The organism is Spirosoma pollinicola (assembly GCF_002831565.1).
Classification (GTDB): Bacteria; Bacteroidota; Bacteroidia; order Cytophagales; family Spirosomataceae; genus Spirosoma; species Spirosoma pollinicola.
In genome coordinates, this window is the sequence record NZ_CP025096.1 from 2,427,049 (window position 1) to 2,448,318 (window position 21,270).

General features: G+C 47.5%; 20 protein-coding genes. 6 read left to right on the forward strand and 14 right to left on the reverse strand.

The annotated features are described in order from the left end of the window. Positions 1–33: 33 nt before the first annotated feature. From CWM47_RS10365 to cysS, 3 genes are all read right to left on the reverse strand, one after another. A complete protein-coding gene (locus CWM47_RS10365) occupies positions 34–414 on the reverse strand; it encodes a hypothetical protein (RefSeq protein WP_100987906.1) in 381 nt (126 codons plus the stop codon). A gap of 51 nt (positions 415–465) precedes the next feature. Continuing rightward, the gene (locus CWM47_RS10370; protein WP_100987907.1) at positions 466–1,491 is read right to left on the reverse strand and encodes a M28 family peptidase; all 1,026 of its coding nucleotides are present in this window, start codon (positions 1,489–1,491) and stop codon (positions 466–468) included. An 80-nt stretch (positions 1,492–1,571) separates the two neighbouring features. Next, entirely contained in the window at positions 1,572–3,056 is a 1,485-nt protein-coding gene (gene cysS / locus CWM47_RS10375) for a cysteine--tRNA ligase (RefSeq protein ID WP_100987908.1), read from the reverse strand. Positions 3,057–3,278: 222 nt separating this feature from the next. Between cysS and CWM47_RS10380 the strand changes: the two genes are divergently transcribed. Together CWM47_RS10380 and CWM47_RS10385 are read left to right on the forward strand one after the other, a co-directional pair. Continuing rightward, entirely contained in the window at positions 3,279–4,475 is a 1,197-nt protein-coding gene (locus CWM47_RS10380) for a hypothetical protein (protein ID WP_100987909.1), read from the forward strand. A 139-nt stretch (positions 4,476–4,614) separates the two neighbouring features. Then, entirely contained in the window at positions 4,615–5,529 is a 915-nt protein-coding gene (locus tag CWM47_RS10385) for a PfkB family carbohydrate kinase (protein ID WP_100987910.1), read from the forward strand. A gap of 86 nt (positions 5,530–5,615) precedes the next feature. Here the strand turns inward: CWM47_RS10385 and CWM47_RS10390 are convergent, their stop codons facing one another. Together CWM47_RS10390 and CWM47_RS10395 are read right to left on the reverse strand one after the other, a co-directional pair. Beyond that, positions 5,616–6,425: a ferritin-like domain-containing protein gene (locus CWM47_RS10390; RefSeq protein WP_100987911.1), complete on the reverse strand. Its 810-nt coding sequence runs from the start codon at positions 6,423–6,425 to the stop codon at positions 5,616–5,618. A 14-nt stretch (positions 6,426–6,439) separates the two neighbouring features. After that, on the reverse strand, positions 6,440–7,162 hold the full coding sequence (locus CWM47_RS10395; RefSeq protein ID WP_100987912.1) for a ferritin-like domain-containing protein: 723 nt from the start codon (positions 7,160–7,162) through the stop codon (positions 6,440–6,442). Positions 7,163–7,551: 389 nt separating this feature from the next. Between CWM47_RS10395 and CWM47_RS10400 the strand changes: the two genes are divergently transcribed. Further along, complete coding sequence (locus CWM47_RS10400; RefSeq protein ID WP_100987913.1) at positions 7,552–8,379, forward strand: SDR family NAD(P)-dependent oxidoreductase; 828 nt, start codon at positions 7,552–7,554, stop codon at positions 8,377–8,379. Positions 8,380–8,388: 9 nt separating this feature from the next. On the opposite strand, the gene ybeY is transcribed toward CWM47_RS10400, so the two are convergent. Further along, positions 8,389–8,817 (reverse strand): rRNA maturation RNase YbeY, encoded by a 429-nt coding sequence (gene ybeY / locus CWM47_RS10405; protein ID WP_100987914.1) that lies wholly within the window; start codon positions 8,815–8,817, stop codon positions 8,389–8,391. 67 nt (positions 8,818–8,884) lie between these two features. Further along, positions 8,885–9,406, reverse strand: a complete 522-nt coding sequence (locus CWM47_RS10410) for a GNAT family N-acetyltransferase (protein ID WP_100987915.1) — start codon at positions 9,404–9,406, stop codon at positions 8,885–8,887. 80 nt (positions 9,407–9,486) lie between these two features. On the opposite strand from CWM47_RS10410, the gene CWM47_RS10415 reads away from it, so the two are divergent. The 3 genes from CWM47_RS10415 to bioD all read left to right on the forward strand — a co-directional run bounded on the left by CWM47_RS10415 (position 9,487) and on the right by bioD (position 12,549). Further along, the gene (locus CWM47_RS10415) at positions 9,487–10,527 is read left to right on the forward strand and encodes a zinc-binding dehydrogenase (protein WP_100987916.1); all 1,041 of its coding nucleotides are present in this window, start codon (positions 9,487–9,489) and stop codon (positions 10,525–10,527) included. A gap of 184 nt (positions 10,528–10,711) precedes the next feature. After that, positions 10,712–11,899 carry an aminotransferase class I/II-fold pyridoxal phosphate-dependent enzyme gene (locus tag CWM47_RS10420; protein ID WP_100987917.1) on the forward strand — a complete coding sequence of 396 codons (1,188 nt, stop codon included), beginning with the start codon at positions 10,712–10,714 and terminating at the stop codon, positions 11,897–11,899. Then, entirely contained in the window at positions 11,896–12,549 is a 654-nt protein-coding gene (gene bioD, locus CWM47_RS10425; protein WP_100987918.1) for a dethiobiotin synthase, read from the forward strand. Before CWM47_RS10420 ends, bioD begins: the two co-directional genes overlap by 4 nt. Here the strand turns inward: bioD and CWM47_RS10430 are convergent. The 7 genes from CWM47_RS10430 to rpsJ form a co-directional block, all read right to left on the reverse strand. Continuing rightward, positions 12,502–13,353 carry an aminotransferase class IV gene (locus CWM47_RS10430; protein WP_100987919.1) on the reverse strand — a complete coding sequence of 284 codons (852 nt, stop codon included), beginning with the start codon at positions 13,351–13,353 and terminating at the stop codon, positions 12,502–12,504. The genes bioD and CWM47_RS10430 overlap by 48 nt on opposite strands. 84 nt (positions 13,354–13,437) lie before the next feature. After that, positions 13,438–14,679: an aspartate kinase gene (locus CWM47_RS10435; RefSeq protein WP_100987920.1), complete on the reverse strand. Its 1,242-nt coding sequence runs from the start codon at positions 14,677–14,679 to the stop codon at positions 13,438–13,440. Between the two features lie 105 nt (positions 14,680–14,784). After that, positions 14,785–16,719: a 1-deoxy-D-xylulose-5-phosphate synthase gene (gene dxs / locus CWM47_RS10440; protein WP_100987921.1), complete on the reverse strand. Its 1,935-nt coding sequence runs from the start codon at positions 16,717–16,719 to the stop codon at positions 14,785–14,787. A 255-nt stretch (positions 16,720–16,974) separates the two neighbouring features. Beyond that, entirely contained in the window at positions 16,975–17,901 is a 927-nt protein-coding gene (locus tag CWM47_RS10445; protein WP_100987922.1) for a rhomboid family intramembrane serine protease, read from the reverse strand. 2 nt (positions 17,902–17,903) lie between these two features. Next, positions 17,904–18,683 (reverse strand): rhomboid family intramembrane serine protease, encoded by a 780-nt coding sequence (locus CWM47_RS10450; RefSeq protein ID WP_100987923.1) that lies wholly within the window; start codon positions 18,681–18,683, stop codon positions 17,904–17,906. A gap of 35 nt (positions 18,684–18,718) precedes the next feature. Continuing rightward, positions 18,719–20,764, reverse strand: coding sequence for a DNA mismatch repair endonuclease MutL (mutL, locus tag CWM47_RS10455; RefSeq protein WP_100987924.1), 2,046 nt, complete (start codon positions 20,762–20,764; stop codon positions 18,719–18,721). A gap of 180 nt (positions 20,765–20,944) precedes the next feature. Further along, entirely contained in the window at positions 20,945–21,250 is a 306-nt protein-coding gene (rpsJ, locus tag CWM47_RS10460; protein WP_012930032.1) for a 30S ribosomal protein S10, read from the reverse strand. Positions 21,251–21,270: the final 20 nt, after the last annotated feature.

Consider the following 21,270-nt stretch of genomic DNA (forward strand, 5'->3'; position numbering starts at 1 on the left):
TTCACCCGACCGGGACGGTCGGCACTACACTACTCACGGAATGCCATTCTGAAACGTAATCTCTGTTGCCAGCCCAATAGCGCTCATGCGAATGGCTACCGAGCGACTCATGGATTTGCCAACCGGATAATTACACTGTGGTCCTTTTTCCAGGAAATAGATGTAAAATTTCTGATTTCGGTCGGCAATCTGGTTCACATCCGGTCGGCCTAGTAGATCGCCGATGGTGTTGGCTGTTTTGCCTTTCAGGTTTTGAATCTCGGCTTTAAAGGCTGGCTCAAGTGTAGCCCGAACGCCATTACAGCCGCCCCGGTCTCCGCGCCACTTTTTTAGATTAAGCTTACCGAACTGGTCGGGAGACGAATAACAACTGCTAACCAAAACAGCCACAAAGGCGGCATACAAAAATTTCATACTCAATTGATTTCAACCAAAAGCCCCGATCAAGCGGGGCTTTTGTGTGTATTATTGCTCGTTATAAAGCACTTGTAGTAACGTTTGACCAACGGCTTTCAACGTGCCCCGATCAATGTAGCGCATGTCGTCGGAAATGGTATGGTGAGCAGCAAAAAAGCTGCCCGTAACTGTATTAAGCTGAATTATGTCAATTGTTGGAATTTTAGCAATCAGGTTTGGGGCGACATGGTCGTCTGTAATTTGCCCGCCGGGCGTATCAATAAAATATTGACTATAACCTAATCGACTGGCTGTTTGCCAGACATTATTAACAATGCTCGGAGCAAACTGCATGGAATACCCTTCTTTGGGGAAAGTAGCTCCTTTCGCGCCAACCATATCCAAAAGAACGCCATAGTAGGCTGAGTAACCGGGTTTGTGTAGGTTTTTCGCCCAGTAGCGAGAGCCAAGGCCAAAACCTACATAATCAACATCCCCGCTTTCCTTTTCAAAGTCTTTATTTGCCTTTTCGCCATTTCCTAAGTCCTCCACGTCGAAGCAGATAAAATCAATACCAACGTTGGGCTTGGTTGCCGACTGGTGAATGGCTCTCGCTAATTCGAGCATTACCCCAACGCCACTGGCACCGTCATTAGCGGATGGTACCGGTTTTGTTCGGTTTGCGGGCAGACTGTCTGAATCGGCAATCGGGCGCGAATCCCAGTGCGAGGAAATGAAAATACGTTTGGTTGCTTTGGGGTTAATGCTGCCTATAATGTTTCGGGCATTAATTTTCTTGCCGTCCCAGGTCGTTGCCACAAACGTTTGTTCGGTTACCTCACAGCCAAATTGTTTGAACTTATTAACAATGTAGTTGCCCGTTTGAACATGAGCGGGGGTGTTGGGTACACGAGGCCCAAACGCTACCTGCCGATCAACATAGCTATACGCAGAATCAGCATTGAAAGCTGGTGCAGAAACTGTTGCTGGTTGTTCTGTAGTCTGGGTAGTGTCGCTTTGTGATTGCTTCGTGCGGCAAGCGCCCGCCGTTACTAACAATAGAGCCGGAACAAAGAGTATTGAATAGTTGGTCATTCTGATGCGTTTGGGCTAATCTCCAGATTGGCCCTATTCTTTATACTTTTTTATGGCTAGGCTGGAGCCTGGCCCAGACATTATTCTTCGTATGCCCAATCGATCTGATGCTTCATGTCTTTGATGGCCAGCCCCTGCGCCTTGAAGTACGAACGAATCTGGTCTACCTTGTCGTATTGCCGCTGCTCTTTATACTCGCGGTAAAGGGTCAATAAGCCTTCCAGTACAGGTTGGTTGTCATTTCCTTCTTCCAACAGGCCAAGTACCTCCTGCATAAAAGTCACAAACGACTCTTTTAGCAGGTTAAATACCTCTTCGCCCAGAGCAGATGCCTGAAGTTGGTGGAGGTAAAGCATGTTGATGTACTTCAGCAATGTAAACAACTGTGCAATGCCGACGGCGGTGTTGAGGTCGTCGTTCATGGCTTCGTAAAACTGCTGAACCGCCTGCCGGATATCCTGCTGTTTAGCTTCATCAACAGCACCTTCACCACCCTGATAGGTCAAGGTTTTAATGACGCGTAAACCATTTGCTAACCGACGATAGCCTTTTTGAGCCGCTTTAAGCGCATCATTCGAAAAATCGAGCGTACTGCGGTAGTGCGACTGCAACATGAAGAAACGTACCGTCATTGGGCTGTACGCCTGTTCGAGCAGGGAGTGGCTTCCGGCAAAGAGTTCGGCAGGTAAGAATGAATTACCCAGCGATTTTGACATCTTTTGGCCATTCACCGTCAGCATGTTGGAGTGCATCCAGTAGCGAACCGGATCAATGCCGGTCAGACCATCGCCCTGTGCAATTTCGCATTCGTGGTGAGGAAATTTTAAGTCCATGCCGCCCCCGTGAATGTCAAATTGTTTGCCTAAATACTTCGTACTCATGCAGGTACATTCGAGGTGCCAGCCGGGGAAACCTTCGCCCCAGGGCGAGTTCCAGCGCATCAGGTGCTCGGGCGAGGCATTTTTCCAGATAGCAAAATCGAGTGGGCTACGCTTTTCCGACTGGCCGTCCAGTTCGCGGGTTTCGTTCAGCAGGTCGTCCAGAATCCGTCCGGAAAGTTTGCCGTAATTGCCGCCCCGCTTGTTATATTCGTCAATGTTAAAATAAACCGAGCCATTCGATTCATAGGCCAGTCCTTTCGCTAAAAGCGACTGAACCGCTTCGATCTGCTCGACCATATGGCCCGTTGCCGTTGGTTCAATACTCGGCGAAATTGTGTTGAACTGCGCCATCACGGTATGAAAATCGTTTGTGAAGCGCTGCACAATTTCCATTGGCTCAACCTTTTCGAGCTTCGCCATCCGACCAATTTTATCTTCGCCCTCATCGCCATCGCCCACTAAATGGCCTACGTCGGTAAGGTTGCGAACGTACCGAACTTTATAGCCGATAAAAGTCAAATACCGATACAGCGTATCGAAGGTCAGGAATGTGCGGACATTGCCCAGGTGAACGTAATTATAAACCGTGGGGCCGCAAACGTACATACCAACATAGGGCGCGTTGAGCGGCTCAAATAGTTCTTTTTTGCGAGATAGGGTATTGTAAACCTGAAGTGGCTGCATTCTAGTTGTCGTCATATCTCCAGTCGGCCAATTTGGCGCAGGAGGAGTCTTTTTGTCCTGAATTGGCTGTTGCCGACGGTTTCTTATTAGGTAAACCCGCTTCCTGTCTATCTACCAAAAACAGTGCCCAAAGTTAGGGATTGTTCGCCGGAAAACGGTAGCCCGACGGGTTTTGGCTATATTCGCATTTTGTTTTCAAAATAGACCCGCTCAGGTTCTGAAATGCAGGTAGTTGAGGTAGGCGAAAACGCCCGGTATAAGAAAGAGTTCATTCAGTTTCCCGTACGGCTCTATCGTACTGATTCATGCTGGATTAGGCCATTGGACACCGATGTCGAAGAGATATTCGATCCAACGCGTAATAAGCGGTTCGAACATGGCGAGTGCGTCCGGTATCTGTTGTTAAGCGACAAAGGCGAAACCATTGGCCGGGTAGCCGCTTTCATTGACCATGAAATTGCGAACCTCGACAACGACCAGCCCACGGGCGGACTAGGTTTTTTTGAGTGTATCGAGGACCAATCGGCCGCTTTTGCGCTGTTCGATGCGGGTAAAACCTGGCTGCAAAGCCGGGGTATGGAAGCTATGGACGGCCCAATAAACTTCGGCGACCGCGACCGCTGGTGGGGTTTACTCGTGGATGGTTTCGACCGGGAGCCTAACTATTGCATGCCATATACCAAGCCGTATTATATTCCCTTCTTCGAAAATTACGGTTTCAAGGATTATTTCAAACAGTACACCTTCGGTATTCCAACAACCTGGTCGAAACTGACGGAGATGTCACAGGCGGTGAAAGACCGCGCCCAACGCATTTTCCAAAATCCGGATTATACCTTTCGGACGATCGACAAAAAACAGCTTCCCGCAGCCGCTGAGCAATTCCGGCATATTTATAACGCAGCCTGGGGGGGGCACAGTGGTGTAAAAGAAATGTCGGCGTCCCAGGCGCAGTTGCTTATGCAGAAGCTGAAACCGGTTATCGACGAGAAAATTATTTATTTCGCCTATTACCACGACGAGCCGGTCGCGTTTTTTGTGTGTTTGCCGGAGTTGAATCAGGTATTCAAGTATGTGAACGGCAAACTTGATCTGATTGGTAAACTCAAGTTTCTATGGCACATGCTTCTCAAGACGAACCGTAAAGCCTTTGGCGTCGTGTTTGGCGTAGCCCCCGAACATCAGGGAAAGGGCGTTGAGGCCGCTATTGCCCTCCGGATGCCGCACGAGGCCGAAAACAATCCTAATTTTCAATATACTGAACTGGAAATGAACTGGGTAGGGGATTTTAATCCAATTATGGTACGGTTCGTGAGTCAGTTAGGGTCGAAGATCGTGAAAACACACATTACTTACCGCAAGCTGTTTGACGAAACCAAACCATTTAAACGTTGCCCGGTCATTGGGCGGAAGAAATAGGGTTACGGTTTTCGGTTTATGGTATTCGGCTGGGTGGCGCATATGTTGCTTTCGCCGATCCGCTAGAGTGGTTAGCCAACCGAATACCGTAAACTGAAAACCGTAATCGTGCCCAAAAATATCATAAACCAAATTTAAAATGAGCTTACTTACCGTTGGTTCCGTAGCGTTCGATGCGCTGGAGACCCCGTTCGGCAAAACCGACAAAATTATTGGCGGTGCCGCTACCTACATCACGCTGTCGGCTTCGTACTTCACGAAAGAAAATAACTTGGTTGCCGTTGTGGGTGACGATTTTCCACAAACCATGATTGACGATCTCAATCAGCACGGAATCAATACGGACGGACTGGAAATTCGCGTGGGAGAGAAGACCTTTTTCTGGTCGGGTAAGTACCACAACGACATGAACAGCCGCGATACGGTAGAGGTGCAGTTGAATGTGATGGAGAACTTCGATCCAATCATTCCTGCGTCTTATCAGGATTGTGACTACCTGATGCTGGGTAATACGGCACCGGCTATTCAGCAAATGGTGATTAAGCGGCTGACCAAACGTCCTAAACTCATCGTACTGGACACGATGAACCTCTGGATCGAAATTGCCAACCCCGACTTGATGGGTTTACTCAAACTGGTTGATGTATTGGTTGTCAATGACGAAGAAGCCCGCCAACTGACGCGTGAATATTCGCTGGTAAAGGCAGCGGCTAAGATCCGGGCGATGGGGCCCCAAACGGTCATCATCAAAAAAGGCGAACATGGTGCACTATTGTTCAGCGAAGGTAAAATCTTCTTTGCTCCGGCGCTCCCGCTCGAAGAAGTATTCGACCCAACCGGCGCTGGCGATACGTTTGCCGGTGGATTTATTGGCCATCTGGCCCAAACTGACGATATCTCTTTCGACAATATGAAACGGGCAATTATTTACGGTTCGGCTATGGCGTCGTTTTGTGTCGAAAAATTTGGTGCCGAGCGTATTATGAATTTGACGCAGGAGGAGATTCAATCGCGGGTAAGCGAGTTTGTAACGCTATCGGCCTTCGGCTTGTAGCAGATCTCTATTTTTTATACATAAAGAAGCCGCTGGTAAAATTTACCAGCGGCTTCTTTATGTATAAAACAGGGATTCTGTTTTTCTTAGGCGAAGAATGGCGCCACAATAGCCAGAACCTGATCTTTATTCAGTGGTTCATCAAAGGCTTGAGAAACCATGTCCGCTGTGATGCGGCTATCGCCCGCTAATGCCGAAGCTAAATTAACACCAGCCTGGGTCAGGTTTTCTTCACCAGCATAACTAGCATTCACAACGGCAGGAAGACCCTGCATAGCGGCAGTACCACCTGTAATCCAGCCTTTTTGGCCACGCATATACCGAACGTTAGCTGCATGAGCGGCTTCTGTTGCGTGAATTTGTAAAGCCACCTGCAAAATAGCTGGCGCCACCATCAAATTAGCCGCTTGTCCTTTGTAGGCGCGAACACCAGTATCTTCAAACGTTTGGGCTACAGCCGAAAACGTACCAAAGTTGGTGAAGGTGTCTGTAAAGGTACCTTTTGCTGAGAAATCGAATTTAGGCATCGGAATAGCATCAGAGCCAAGTACCGACTTCAGCAATTTGACGTGCACTTCTTCATGCTGACGAATTACTTCAAAAGCGGCCTTGTAACTATCTGGAATCATAGCCAGATTATGGCCATAATCGTAGAATGTGTATTCTAAGTACTCTAATGCGAGTGCAAAATTGAGAACATCCTTTACGCCTTGTGGCAGTGAACTGGACTGGCCATAAGCTGTTGTCAGTGCAGAAGCCATAATGGCTGGCGCTGCCACGGCAATCGTTTTCTTGGTCAACGAGCTAAATAAGCTCCGACGTGAGACGTGTGCTAAGCGGTCAAAAATTTCGCCGTCCACTTTCTCAATTTCGCTAAATAGATTCTGTAAGTTCATTGGAGTTGAGTAGTTTAAGACAGGCTACCGGCTAATGCGCTGGCGTCGAGTGTTTCAAGAATATATTTCTGTGCGATTGGTAATACAAACGTTGGTTCGTAAGCAAGGTGTAATCCAGTATCGCTCGTTACGATGGTTGGGCCGGCAAAAGCATCTGAATGCGGGTATTGTAATTCACGCAGAATAGAGTGGTGACGCGTTTCGACTGATACAATTTTACCTGCCAGAGTTAGATAGTCAGCATTTTTGATGTACTTACCTGCACCGTTGTAAGCCCCTACACCTGTTTTTTCAAACGCTTCAGCGCTACTGATTACATCAGCCCGGTTGCTAAAGTCGATACTTGAGAAATCAAAAGTCAAGTCAGGAACTGCACTGCCCACAGCGGCTTTGAAAAGCGCACGGTGAATAATTTCATGGCCACGAATATCAGCCCACAGCATTTGATCGGCCGAAGACATATTTGGGTAAGGTTTTGCCAGCACCATTTCGTAGAAAGCAGCCTCAAGCTGTTCCAGTACATAAGCAAAAGCAAGAATACCAACATCACCTGTGGGTAATGAAACCACGGTACCAGCAGCACGGGCACCACTAGGTTGAACACGAATCTCATCCGCGTTCGAGCAAGCTGTTAGCAAGCCACCTGTTACAGCTGCTGCTCCCGCTACTCGTAGAAACGACCGGCGGCTGGCGGCCTCCGAAATCATCGCTTCTGGTCGATTTGTAACGTTTTTCATTGAGTAAAGATAGTTAAGTGATTGTCCCTGATTATTTGTCAACCAAGATGATGTATCTACGCTAATAAAAGAAAGGTAGATTTTTGTTAACTAAAATACCTTTATAAATGCTAAACTCATTTAGGATAAATGTCTGTAAATTAACAGATTAGAATATTTTTCTAATAGAAAATAAGAGGAAAAGTACAAAACTATAACGTATTTTTACAACACAGAAATGCCACGCACTCTATGCAAGCTGTGTAATAGGCGACCAACTAGAGTTGTAGAATTTACTGGCTAAAATGCATTTACCTACCTGGTGGTTTTATCCGGTGATTTCAGCGAAAAGAACAATAAACCACAGAATAGTCTTATTTTGGAGTCGGAGCAGAATTAGCCGAAATAGCATGTCGAATTTTACGAATCAGATTGCATTCATTACAGGAGCCGGATCAGGTATCGGGCGGGCAACAGCTCTTGCCTTTTCAACGTCAGGTGCGAAGGTGGTAGTCGCCGAAATTAATGAAGCTAATGGCTGTGAAACCGTTAACCAAATACAACAACTGGGAGGTGATGCCCTGTTTGTGCGCTGTGATGTGGCTGATCCTGCTCAAATCGAATCAGCGATTCGGCAAACCGTCGATACCTATGGACGGCTGGATATTGCCATTAACAACGCGGGTATAGGTGGAAAATTTGGGCGATTTATTGACCAAACGCCTGATGATTTCGACCAGATCATGGCCATAAACGTTGGGGGCGTATTTTACGGGATGCAAGCCCAGATCAGGCAGATGTTGCTACAGCAACAAACGGATCATTCAGCTCCTGATGGGACTCCAGCCGGGACCGGCCATTCTGCTGGGCGCATCCACGCGGGGGGGCGCATTGTGAATATATCGAGTATTGCGGGTGTTCGTGGCATGCCTATGGGGGCTCCCTATAGTGCATCGAAGCATGCTGTAATTGGATTGACCAAAACAGCTGCGTTGGAGTACGCCCGACAAAATATTCGTATCAATGCTGTTTGCCCGGTTTATACACACTCAGCTATGGTCGACGAACTCATTAATACGGCTCCCGGTATGGAAGAGCGTATGCGCCGAATGATTCCAATGGGCCGATTTGGAGAGCCTGACGAAATAGCCCAGACTATTTTATGGCTTTGTGCCGACGAAAATGCCTTCTGTACAGGGCAGGCCATCCAGTTAGACGGCGGCATGACAGCAGGCTAAAAAGGGCTTTTATTTAACGGGGATAGCTAATCTGCTTAACCATTCGTCTTCTTTGGCTCTCATCTGTGCAACTTCCTCGTCGGTTTTGTCGCCGTAGCCACAGAGATGTAACAGGCCGTGCGCAAGAACTCGACGCATTTCCTGTTCGGCAGTGATGGCTAATTGGCTGGCGTTGTCTAGTACGCGATCAACGCTAACGAAAATATCGCCCTCTATTTTTCCTTCCTCTTCGCTCTGGTCGAACGTAATAATGTCTGTGTAGTAATCATGCTGGAGGTAATCCCGGTTTACCTGCAGCACGTGCTCATCAGAACAAAAAATATAATTTAAGTCCCCAACTACATACCCCTCCACTTCAGCTTGTTGCTTTAGCCATTGGCGGGTTGCCTGCTTCTGAGGAAGTTTGTAAGGAACATCTTCATTAAAAAAACGAATCATAAAATTACACTATTAATAGGTTGCTGTGGAGTTGGTCGACCAGACCATCCTCAGCATATTACTTATCTTAAATTAACGTCTTTATATCCTGCCAAACGTACCGGTAAGCACCTGAATACCCACCGTCCGGGCTTTCCAGTGACATCAATTCATGATTAACGGCACCTAACTTCTCGTAGAATATTCGGGCATTTCGGTTTTCTGGCAACACCCATAAATAGAAGCCCGATGCTGTACTTTTACTGTAAGCCCAGTTAGCGGCCAACTTGATAAGCTGAGTGCCTATACCCTGTCCGTTCTGGTTCTTCAGAACATGCAGGTTGTCGAGTAACGTTCCCCAAACGGGGTCTTTATCGGCGTAGGTACAGGCAAAGCCACAAATGACCCCAGCCGATTCGGCGACAAGTACGTATTGATTGGTATCTGGCTGTTGCAGGCGTTTTCGCCAAACATCGCGTCTATTTTCGAGAACATGACCGTTCAAAAACTCATCTCTCCAAATACCTCTGTAGTTTTGTTGCCAGCTAAGGCTGTGTAACTGGGCAATTGGTTCGGCATCGTTGGCCGTTGCCTCTCTGTAATGTGTCATAGCCTACTGTTATTCATTGTCGCAAAGGTAAATTTACTTATGAGTTCCTTACTACCTAACCTGTATTTAAACACCAGTTCATGAAAGCCATCCAGTTAACCGAAAAAAAACAACCAGTGCAGCTGATCGACGCGCCTATGCCCACCGCCGGGCCGGGCGACGTGCTCATAAAAGTCGATGCTGCAGCTCTTAACCACCGCGATGTATTTGTTCAGCAGGGTATGTATCCGGGTATCAAGCTCCCGGCTATTTTGGGATCAGATGGGGCGGGTGTAGTGGTTGCGGTAGGAGAAGGGGTCGATACCGCCTGGCGCGGGCAGGCGGTTATTATTAATCCGGGGCTTAACTGGGGCGATAACCCCAGGTTTTACGGGCCGGATTTTCGGATTTTAGGTATGCCCGACAATGGCACGTTTGCTGAGTATGTAGTAGTCAATAAAAATTACATCCATCATAAGCCCGCCCACCTTTCGTTCGAGCAGGCAGCCGCGCTACCATTGGCGGGCCTAACTGCCTGGCGGGCACTTATGACCCGTGCGGCCTTACACACATCTGGCACACCAGAAAAAGTTCTGATTACGGGTATTGGTGGAGGAGCCGCCCTGTTCGCCCTTCAATTTGCAGTGGCTGCCGGAGCCGAAGTATGGGTAACATCTGGCTCTGAGGAGAAATTAGCCAGAGCTAAAGCCTTAGGAGCAACCGGAGGCATCAATTATAGAGATGCGGATTGGGCTAAAACGCTCATAACCGAAGCAGACGGTGGTCGCGTTGGTAATCCGGCCCGGGGTTATTTCGATGTTATTATAGATAGTGCGGGCGGGCCTGGATTTGCCAAATTAATTGATTTGGCAGCACCGGGTGGTCGCATCGCCTTCTTTGGGGGTACAACCGGTACTATCACTGATATTATTCCGCCGAAAGTGTTCTTTAAACAGTTGTCGATTTTTGGTACAACGATGGGCACCGAACACGAATTCGCGGCTATGCTTTCGTTTGTAGATACCCATAAAATTGTGCCTGTGCTGGATGAGGTTTTCCCTTTATTTGACATAGAACAGGCTATGAAAAAGATGGATGGTGGGAAACAGTTTGGGAAAATAGTTCTTAAAATAAATGGCTGACAGACCAGTTTGTTAGTTTATGGAGGGTATTTATACCTCATTCATACACTTTTATCGGCAAATGTATCCTTGAACGATAGTTATCCACATTGCAAATGTGGATAACTAGGTACTTACGCACATTTTAGCAATTGATGGTAAATTACCATTAACCAATCTGCTTCTGCGCTTTACCTTTGTTAATATGTTTACAGTAACACGCTCAGTAACCCAAACACTGGCCAACCGGTTGGCTGCTTATAAGCAGGAAGGCTTGTTGCGGCAACTCCGAACGGCCAATGACTCCGTGGATTTTTGTTCAAATGATTACCTCGGTTTTGCCCGTTCCGCGACGCTTAAAAGTGCTATTCAGCAAGCCGACTTGACTCTGACAAATGCCCGAACAGGGGCAACGGGTTCCCGTTTGCTGGCCGGACAAACAGCGCTGGCAGATGAGGTAGAACAGGAGTTGGCGAAGTTTTATAAAGCAGAAGCTGCGTTGGTATTTAACTCCGGTTACGATGCTAATATTGGCTTATTGGCCTGCCTGCCCAAAGCAGGTGACACACTCCTGACGGATGAGCTGATTCATGCGAGTATGATTGATGGGGCGCGGCTTAGTTATGCCACCCGCCATCGGTTCCGGCACAATGATTTGGCCGATTTAACAAGTAAACTTCAGCAGGCATCACAACAGGAGGGGCAAATTTTTGTAGCCGTAGAGTCCGTTTATTCGATGGATGGCGACATGGCTCCGCTTGTTGAGTTGGTTGATCTCTGCGACGAATACGGGGCCGCTCTGATCGTCGATGAAGCGCATGCTACGGGCGTGTATGGTTCCGGCCCAAATGGTCAGCAGGGCGAGGGGTTAGTCGTTTCGCTGGGTTTACAGGATCGAGTACTGGCCAGAGTGCATACGTTCGGAAAAGCGTTGGGCGTTCATGGGGCCGCTATTGTTGGCCCGGCTGTGCTTCGTGATTACTTAATTAATTTTGCCCGCCCTTTTATTTATACAACAGCGTTGCCTCCGCATAGTCTGGTGGCAATTCGTTGCGCTCATGAATACATAAAACAGAGTCCGGAGGCTTCGTACCAGCTTCACAGGCTACTTACTTACTTCCGTAATCAGGTACTTGATTTGTTGCCCGCCACAAACTGGTCAAATAGCCAGTCGCCAATTCAGTGTCTGCTCGTTCCGGGTAATGCTAACGCTCGGGCAGTGGCTATAGAAGCACAACGAATGGGGTTGGATGTACGCGCTATTTTGAGCCCGACAGTCCCGGCAGGGCAGGAGCGTTTACGGCTGTGCATCCATGCATTTAATACAACCGAAGAAATAGACAGGCTAATAACCATTTTACAGACTTCTTTAGGGAGCCATTCTACCCAATGAATCAGGTAAAATTAATTGTTGCCGGCATCGGCACAGAAATTGGCAAAACGGTTGCGTCGGCGGTTCTGGTCGAAGCGTTACAGGCCGATTACTGGAAACCCATTCAGTCGGGCGGTCTGGATGATTCCGATACAGATACCGTTCGGCGGTTAATTAGTAATTCAGCATCCTGCTTTCATACGGAAGCGTACCGACTTACCCAACCGCTATCGCCACATGCTGCCGCCGAAATAGACGGGATTACGATTGAGTTAGATGCGTTTGAAGTCCCTCAGACCCGGAGTAACCTGGTGATCGAACTGGCGGGAGGGCTTATGGTGCCCCTCAACAACCAGGATCTCACCATTGATCTGGTGAAAAAACTGAACTTGCCGGTAGTGTTGGTGTCGCGAAACTATCTGGGCAGTATCAACCACACCTTGCTATCGGTCGATGCCTGCCGTAGCCGCAATATTCCATTAATGGGAATTCTGTTTAATGGCCCTACTGTACCATCTACAGAAACGCTTATTTTAAATTATACGGGCTTGCCCTGTCTGGGTCGAATTGGTCAGGAGGAGGCTGTAACGAAGGCTGTAATAATAAAATATGCCGCAGGTATTTTACCACGACTGCACCAACTCATCGAAGCGTTCCAGCAAAAATTTTGATTTGGGGCCAACATGGCCGTTGCCGATAGTCAACTCGCCGACTTGAGTAATGGGTAGTACTTTTTTGGTTGAGCTGGTGGTAAATGCCTCATCGGCATCGTACAGGTCAGAAAGAAGCACGCTGCGCTCCTCAACCTGAAAATCGCTCTGGGCTAATTGAATGACTGTTTTCCGGGTAATGCCGTGCAAAATATGTTTATCGGGCGTTATCAACCGTTCTCCTTTAACAATGAAGAAATTGCTTCGGCTCAATTCGCTTATTTCGCCCCCTTTCTGATACAGCAAATCCGACGCACGCGCAGCCCTTATGGCTTCGGCCATTAAAATAACACGCTTGTAATCGGTGCTTTTAACCTCGGCCATATCCCGGACATAATCGTCCAGAATTACTTTAATACCCTGCTCATATTGCACCGCTGGCACCGGGTGAATCATCTCGGTCAGAATGAGCAGATTGGGTTTTTCAATGCTGATGCTATCGGCAGAATAACCACCCGTCAGAATAAACCGAAACGCTACATCAATAGGTGTGGCCAGTCCATTTTTACGACTCGCTTCATTACTTCTCTCCACAAGCTTCATAACGATAGCGTAGGTTTCGTCTTTGCTCAATGGTAGCCGCAAGTGCATGCGGGATGCTGAATTTTGAAATCGCTCCCAATACCAGTCCCATTGAAACGGCCGCCCATTGTAGGTCAGGAAATAGTCGAACAGCCCATACCCCCGAAGCAGGCTAAGGTCCGTAACGCCAACTGTAAGCTGGTCTGTAGAGGCAATAGTGCCATTGAAATAACCGTGGTACATAGGAGGAAGTGCAATGGGTAAAGGCATACTCAAAGATACACGAAATGAATAGAATGCCCTTTATACCGGCAGTAATGGACTTTTCTAGCTCACATCTTTAACAACAAGCTGTACGGTGTACCGGCTTTTTTGTTCCAGCAATAATTTCTTGTTGGGGAGCACCCGGTCTATCGTTCCCTGATCGTAATACCGAATTGTAATTAATTCAAGACCGTCGTTATAGCTTACCCGAAAATCCTCTTTCAATAACGCTAACAGGGCAGGCACCCGATCCGGGTTATTATCGACAACAACCGAGAAACTGATCGCCGTATTTTGCATCAAGTTAATTTTGACGCCCGCCTGAGCAAACCGACCAAAAATCCGGCTCAGATTATCCTCGGCAATAAACGAAAAGTCATTTGGATGAAGTGAAATTAAGACCTGATTGACTTTGAAAATAAAGGACGGAATGGTAAGATGACGCTCGTGATTGCCAATAACTGTTCCGGGTGCATCGGGTTTCAGAAATGACTTGACGTAAAGTGGGATACCTTTGTTCTGGAGTGGTTTAATGGTTTTCGGGTGAATGACCGTAGCTCCGTAATAAGCCAGTTCAATGGCGTCCTGATAGGTTAACCGCTCTAGAAGGACCGTTTCGTCAAACCACTTCGGATCGGCGTTCAGAACGCCCGGTACGTCTTTCCAGATCGTAACATTCGCGGCATTCAGGCAGTAAGCAAAAATAGCGGCCGTATAATCCGACCCTTCGCGACCAAGCGTCGTTGTCCGGTTGTCGGCCGACTGACCGATGAATCCCTGGGTTATATAAACTCCGCTCTTGGTTACAGCAGCCTTTATTTGATGGCTGGTTGTCTCCCAATCGACCCGGCCTTCCCGAAACGTTGTATCGGTTCGGATCAATTGTCGGGCATCGAGCCAGCGTGCAGCAAGACCGGTTTGGGTAAGATAGGCCGCAATAATCTGAGTTGACAGCAATTCGCCAACCGAAACAATTTGGTCGTAAACCTCATCGTAGAAAGCACTCGCCGGGCTTTTTAGGTGGATTTCAAGCTGAGTCAATGTCTGATGAACGAGGCTGAAGTCGCCTGTCAGTTCACTCATGATATTGGAATGATAGGCTAGTAGGCCAGCCAGATGTGTCCGGATACTATCTGGCTGTTGATCGACATAAGCCCGAACGAGGCTCTCAAGGGCATTTGTTGTCTTGCCCATTGCCGATACGACGATCACCGCGTCCTGCCCCTGCGTTCTGACTATTTCGGCCAGATTTCGGACCCCGTCTGCATCTTTCACCGAGGCACCACCAAATTTGAAAACTTTCATAGACTCTAAATGAAGAGAACGCGGATTAAACAGATTTGACAGACTTTAACAGATTATTTATCCGTTAAAATCTGCTCAATCTGTTTAATCCGCGTTCCTGTATTTTTAGACTGTAACTGCGCGGCCTGTGAATAGCAATTCACGAACGGCATCGGCAATACCTTGGGGGTCAAAGCCACATTCATGATGCAGCTCAAGCTGTTCGCCGTGTTCAATGACGGCATCGGGAATGCCCAAGCGCTTAACGCGGGCCATATAGCCATGATCGGACATGAATTCCAGAACAGCGCTGCCAAAGCCACCCATCACACACCCATCTTCAACGGTCAGGACACGATCAAAGCGACTGAAAATCTGATGCAGAAGCTCCTCATCCAGCGGTTTCACATAGCGCATGTCGAAATGGGCTGGGCGAATGCCTTCTTTAGCCAGCATGTTTGTGGCTTGAACGGCGTAATTACCAATATGACCAATAGTCAGAATAGCGACATCTTCGCCATCAGAAATCAGGCGGCCTTTACCAACTACCTGTTGTTCGAGTGGTGTACGCCAACTAGGCATAACACCCTCGCCACGGGGATAACGGATTGTAAAGGCATGTTTCCCCTGCTGAATTTCGTCAGATTGCGCTGTAAACATCATATTGCGCAATTCCTGCTCGTTCATTGGAGCCGCTACGATCATGTTTGGGATACACCGCATAAAAGCCAAGTCATAAGCCCCGTGGTGTGTTGGCCCGTCGGCACCGGCAAAACCGGCTCGGTCAAGACAAAAAATGACCGGCAGCTCCTGAATACAGACATCATGAATAACCTGATCGTAGGCCCGCTGCATAAATGTCGAGTAAATATTGCAGAACACGACTTCACCCTGCGTAGCCATACCCGCCGAGAACGTAACCGCATGTTGTTCAGCAATGCCCACATCGAAGGCACGGGTTGGCATCGCCTTCATCATCAGGTTCATCGACGAACCTGATGGCATGGCGGGTGTTACACCAACGATGCGTGGGTTCTTTTCGGCCAGCTCAACCAATGTATTCCCAAACACATCCTGGTATTTGGGCGGCTGGGGTGAATCGTAAATTTTCTTTTGAATAACGCCCGTTACTTTATCGAACAAACCAGGGGCGTGCCACTTGGTCTGGTCTTTCTCGGCGGGTGCATATCCCTTTCCTTTTACCGTCAGAACATGCAGCAGTTTCGGACCGGGAATGTGTTTTAAATCATCCAGCACACTAACCAGATGATCGATGTCATGCCCATCGATAGGACCAAAATAACGCAGGTTAAGTGACTCAAAAAGGTTACTTTGATCAAGCAGTGAACTCTTAATGCCCGATTGTACCTGCGATACCAGCTCCTGAGCAGTTTTGCCAAGCTTATTCATCTTGCCCAGCAAATTCCAGACTTCGTCTTTTACCCGGTTATAGGTTTGTGATGTAGTGATGTCAGTCAGGTATTCGCGCAGAGCACCCACATTGGGATCAATACTCATGCAATTGTCATTGAGAACAATGAGCAGATTGCTATCAGTAGCACCAGCATGATTCATACCCTCAAAGGCTTCACCCGCTGTCAAAGCCCCATCGCCAATTACGGCAATGTGATTCCGCTGCAAGTTGCCCTGTAACTGTGACGCTACGGCCATCCCTAAAGCGGCCGAAATAGACGTAGAGGAGTGTCCAACACCAAATGAGTCATATTCGCTTTCCTTGCGTTTTGGGAAGCCGGAAAGCCCTTTGTAGAAGCGATTTGTGTGAAACTTTTCGCGCCGACCCGTAAGGATTTTGTGTCCATAAGCCTGATGGCCAACGTCCCAAACCAATTGATCGTCGGGGGTATTGAAAACGTAATGAAGAGCGACAGTTAATTCAACTACACCCAGGCTGGCACCGAAGTGGCCGCCGTAAACCGATACATCGTCGATGATAAACTGACGCAATTCATCGGCGACCTGGGGTAAGCGGGATTTATCGAGTTTACGAAGATCTTCGGGGGTATTAATAGTGGCAAGAAGGTTGCCAGGGGTAATCAGCATGATGGTAGCAGATAAGCGTCTGTCTTACAACAACACACGTACAGAAACCTTTGTTCTACTGACAACTTGTCAATAGGTTTTGAAAAGCGAAGCTACTACAAATTTCAGTAATTATAAAAAATCTAAGCCTTCAGTTGCCTACATATATACGTGGGCACTAAAGGCTTAGATTTTTAAAGGAATTAATAAGTACTGCTCTACGCCATTCCAGTATGAATAAATCAGTAAATGACATTGATAAAGGGTGATAACCAGTTAATTCCGCTGGCTGGCACGGAAAAGTTTTTGCTTTTCCTCGCGGGTTAGACTCTCGTAACCGGAGCGAGAAATTTTGTCAAGAATCATATCGACTTCGTCCTGATCCGGTGTTGATGCCGAAGTAGCGGCTGCCCCCGCCGAGGCTACATAAGGGCTGGTTTGGGCGCTGGCGTTGCTCCGTTGACGGTAAGACACCTTAATGGCAGGCTTCGGTTTGAGTAAATTGCTCCACCCATCAAAAAGCCAGTAAATAGGCCGACCAAGATCGGTACCATTTTGCAGGAGCTTAACGTAGGCAAATCCCATCAACGCTCCCCCAAGGTGAGCTAGATGACCACCGGCATTGGTGCCAGCCGATTGAGCTACGGAAAGGATAATAAAGAAGAAAACGATGTATTTAATTCGAACCGGACCAAAGAATAACAGATGAAACGTGTAGTTTGGCAACAGGGTAGCAGCACCAACGGCTACCGAAAATGCGGCTGCCGATGCACCTAACATTTGAGCGGTACCAACTTGGTTCTGAAAATAAGGCACCAGGTTATACATTGCCAAATACAGCAGACCACCCGCAACACCGCCCATAATGTACAGCCCCATAAGCCGACGATTTCCCAGATACTCGTCAATCAATCGACCAAACCAGTACAGGAACAGCATGTTATAGAGAATATGGAAAATCTCTTCATGCGTAAAGAAATAAGTAAACAGTGTCCAGGGCTTATGCAGAAACGCATTTATTTCGCCTGGAATTGTTAACTGATCCTGAATAAAATCATACACCACAATGTTCTGGGCCATTGTCAGGCCGACCTTCGTCAGTAACAGCACCAGAAATATGACGACATTAACTAATATCAATTGCACCAACGTATTGTTGGGCTTATTGAATTCGCTCCGAAAATCATCGAACAATCCGCTCATCCCTAATAAAACGTTTTTCGTTGTGAACCCCAGTACTTCACCAGTATAAATGCAAACAACATACCGCCGATATGGGCGAAATGAGCAACGTTATCGGATTGCGCCCGATAAACACCCGAGTAAAGTTCAAGGGCTCCGTAAAAGATAACGAGGTACTTGGCCTTTACTGGTATAGGTGGAAACAATAAAAACAGTTGAGTGTTCGGAAACAATAATCCAAAACCCATTATTACGCCAAAAATTGCTCCAGATGCGCCAACCATGGGCTCATCAACCTGATTGGTAAAAATACGATTGACGATCGTAACACTGTCCTGAATGTTATTGCTATCATTCGGGAACGCTTTAAATTTTTCAATAAATGGTACCAGACCATCGTAGTAAGAACCTGCATGAAGATCAACAAAACTTAGAAACTCCTCGTAACCAGGATGAAGTCGATAATTTTGAATTGTTTCATATACGTCATGCATCTCAAAATAGTTTATTCCGGAGAATAAGAATGCAGCACCCAGGCCGGTAAAAAAGTAAAAAAACGTAAACCGACGAGGTCCCCAAAACTGTTCCAGCATAGGGCCAAACACCACCAACCCAATCATGTTACTGAATATGTGGTTAAAACCACCGTGCAGAAACATGTGTGTTAATAATTGAATTGGGTTGAATTTATCAGATAAAAACGAGTGTAGTCCAAATTGATCAATTATTGACTCATTCGTAACCAGAAAAACCAAAACGTTTATTATTAACAGAACGCGAACAACAGGAGAAAGTGAAAACATCTTATATTGACAAGTTATGCTGATTAACTCAATTATCAGCGAAATAGTCCCGCAATTTTATCCAACGATAATACAACCGTTACGGGTTCACCGGTGGGCGTATAACTGGGATTTACCGATGCAAATAATTGGTTTACTAATGCCTTTCGCTCCGTTGTGCTTAAACGGTTCACGTAACGCATAGCCGACCGTCGAGCCAGCGATCGAGCCATTGATTCAATCCGGTCTAATTTCAGTCGGCCCGTATCTGCCCGCAACTGTGCCAGCAGATTGGCAAATAGTTCTTCTTCATTTTCCCCCATAACCAGGGCCGGTACACCCCGAATAACGAAGGTATTGGCTCCCAACTCATCAAACTCAAAGCCTAGGTTCACCAGATCTTCACGCAGGTCGAGAGCCAGTTGAAAATCGACGGGCATCAGCGTAATTGTTTTTGGAAACAATAGTTGCTGAGAGGAGCCATTTCGTTTTGTCAGGGCTGTATGAAACTGGTCATACAGAATTCGTTCGTGGGCACGCCGTTGGTCAATCAGTAACATTCCTGACTTTATTGGCGCTAAAAGGTAACGATTTTGTACTTGAATAATCGTGTCATCATCAACCAACACCGGCAGGGCTTGTTCCTCCGCAGACTCTAAACCAACTTGTAGTTGATTCGCGCGGCTCCCCATAGTGATAGGTTCACTGTCCATTGACAGTTGGTCTACGACAGATGGCGATGGCTGTTTTGCCTCCCCCAACCAGTCACCTTCTTTGTCCGATGTGCCACCTGGGGTCACCGGCCGGGCGATTGATTCGGTGGGAGCTACACCTTCATATAAGGCCTGCCAATTGTTGACCGACGCTTTTTTAGGAATATCGAAACTACTGCCTGCCGCTTTATCCAGTGAATCATTCCGGGTTGAGCCCCGCTCATTCACCGGTTGCGTTGCGCCCGATGCCCATGATGGTGAAATGGGCCGTGCGCCATTTCGCTCAGGCAATGGTTGTTGTACGTCAGATTTTACGTCTGCCGTCGATGATTTTCCCGGACCCGGACGAACACCCGCCAGAAAGTTAACGTCTGAATCAAAATCGAGTGATGGCGAGAGGTTATAGAGCCCTACCGCTTTTCGAACGGCGGCCATCATAATCGCGTAAACAGACCGTTCGTCGTCGAATTTAATTTCTGTCTTGGTAGGGTGAATATTGATATCGATGTGCGACGGGTCGATGTCGATAAACAGCACATAAAACGGGTGGCTACCTTCGGGCAGGGTTCCTTCATACGCCCCTACTACCGCATGATGCAGATAGTTATGTTTTATGAACCGGTTGTTAACAAAGAAAAACTGCTCATTGCGGGCTTTCTTTGCCGACTCCGGCTTGCCTATGTAGCCATGCACAGTCACATAGGGTGTTTGCTCCTCGCAGAAATTCAGTTGCTCGCGGTAGCTCTTGCCAAACATATCAACGATACGACGACTCAACTTACCCGATGGCAGATTATAAATTTCCTGATCGTTATGAAAGAGGGAGAAGGCAACTTCCGGATTGGCGAGCGCTACGCGCTGAAACTCGTCAATAATATGACGCATTTCAACCGAGTTCGATTTCAGAAAGTTGCGACGGGCCGGTACGTTGAAAAATAGATTTTTAATGAGCAGGTTGGTGCCCGGCAGGCACGAAATGGACTCTTGAGCTTTAATGTCAGACCCTTCAATCCGAATGAGCGTACCCAATTCCTCTTCGGCCCGGCGTGTTCGCATTTCGATTTGCGCTACAGCCGCAATGGAGGCCAGTGCTTCGCCCCGAAAGCCCATAGTGCGGATACGGAACAGATCATCGGAGGTACGAATTTTAGAGGTAGCATGGCGTTCAAAACTCATGCGGGCATCTGTTTCTGTCATGCCCAGGCCATCGTCGACAATTTGAATCAAATTCCGACCTGCCTCGCGAATAATTACCTGTACGGATTTCGCTTTGGCATCTACCGAATTTTCCAGCAACTCCTTCACCACCGAAGCTGGTCGTTGAACGACCTCACCAGCGGCTATCTGGTTTGCAATCGAATCGGGTAGTAGCTGAATGACGTTTAACATAACGGATAAAATCTCCCTAAATGGCTATGTGCCGTAACGTACAATATACAAAAATAACCCGGTAAAAGCGCTTATAATTCATCGGTATGGTAAGGAAATTAGGCTTGATGCAAAATGCCGCAAGTTCGAAACGGGTCAGGTCTCGTACTTGCGGCATTTTTAGCCTTTAGCAGAAAATCGTTAGACTTTGATTTCTACATCAACGCCACTTGGTAGTTCGAGCTTCATCAGCGCGTCTACGGTTTTGGCACTGCTGCTGTAGATATCGACCAGCCGCTTGTAGGTACAAAGTTGGAATTGTTCCCGCGCCTTTTTGTTGACGTGGGGCGACCGCAGTACGGTATAAATTTCCTTGTTTGTTGGCAGAGGGATAGGGCCGCTTACGATGGCACCTGTCGATTTAACCGCTTTCACGATTTTCTCAGCCGACTTGTCAACCAGCATGTGGTCGAACGACTTTAGCTTAATGCGAATTTTTTGGCTCATTGTGTTTTGGTTCGTTATAT

Bases quoted from the DNA above. Each gene is read 5' to 3' on its own strand.
- CWM47_RS10390 (WP_100987911.1), bottom strand. From the start codon at position 6,425: ATGAACTTACAGAATCTATTTAGCGAAATTGAGAAAGTGGACGGCGAA.
- CWM47_RS10385 (WP_100987910.1), top strand. From the start codon at position 4,615: ATGAGCTTACTTACCGTTGGTTCCGTAGCGTTCGATGCGCTGGAGACC.
- CWM47_RS10400 (WP_100987913.1), top strand. From the start codon at position 7,552: ATGTCGAATTTTACGAATCAGATTGCATTCATTACAGGAGCCGGATCA.
- CWM47_RS10370 (WP_100987907.1), bottom strand. From the start codon at position 1,491: ATGACCAACTATTCAATACTCTTTGTTCCGGCTCTATTGTTAGTAACG.
- cysS (WP_100987908.1), bottom strand. From the start codon at position 3,056: ATGCAGCCACTTCAGGTTTACAATACCCTATCTCGCAAAAAAGAACTA.
- CWM47_RS10410 (WP_100987915.1), bottom strand. From the start codon at position 9,406: ATGACACATTACAGAGAGGCAACGGCCAACGATGCCGAACCAATTGCC.
- CWM47_RS10445 (WP_100987922.1), bottom strand. From the start codon at position 17,901: ATGAGCGGATTGTTCGATGATTTTCGGAGCGAATTCAATAAGCCCAAC.
- CWM47_RS10415 (WP_100987916.1), top strand. From the start codon at position 9,487: ATGAAAGCCATCCAGTTAACCGAAAAAAAACAACCAGTGCAGCTGATC.
- rpsJ (WP_012930032.1), bottom strand. From the start codon at position 21,250: ATGAGCCAAAAAATTCGCATTAAGCTAAAGTCGTTCGACCACATGCTG.
- CWM47_RS10365 (WP_100987906.1), bottom strand. From the start codon at position 414: ATGAAATTTTTGTATGCCGCCTTTGTGGCTGTTTTGGTTAGCAGTTGT.
- dxs (WP_100987921.1), bottom strand. From the start codon at position 16,719: ATGCTGATTACCCCTGGCAACCTTCTTGCCACTATTAATACCCCCGAA.
- bioD (WP_100987918.1), top strand. From the start codon at position 11,896: ATGAATCAGGTAAAATTAATTGTTGCCGGCATCGGCACAGAAATTGGC.
- ybeY (WP_100987914.1), bottom strand. From the start codon at position 8,817: ATGATTCGTTTTTTTAATGAAGATGTTCCTTACAAACTTCCTCAGAAG.
- mutL (WP_100987924.1), bottom strand. From the start codon at position 20,764: ATGTTAAACGTCATTCAGCTACTACCCGATTCGATTGCAAACCAGATA.
- CWM47_RS10435 (WP_100987920.1), bottom strand. From the start codon at position 14,679: ATGAAAGTTTTCAAATTTGGTGGTGCCTCGGTGAAAGATGCAGACGGG.
- CWM47_RS10450 (WP_100987923.1), bottom strand. From the start codon at position 18,683: ATGTTTTCACTTTCTCCTGTTGTTCGCGTTCTGTTAATAATAAACGTT.
- CWM47_RS10380 (WP_100987909.1), top strand. From the start codon at position 3,279: ATGCAGGTAGTTGAGGTAGGCGAAAACGCCCGGTATAAGAAAGAGTTC.
- CWM47_RS10430 (WP_100987919.1), bottom strand. From the start codon at position 13,353: ATGTACCACGGTTATTTCAATGGCACTATTGCCTCTACAGACCAGCTT.
- CWM47_RS10420 (WP_100987917.1), top strand. From the start codon at position 10,712: ATGTTTACAGTAACACGCTCAGTAACCCAAACACTGGCCAACCGGTTG.
- CWM47_RS10395 (WP_100987912.1), bottom strand. From the start codon at position 7,162: ATGAAAAACGTTACAAATCGACCAGAAGCGATGATTTCGGAGGCCGCC.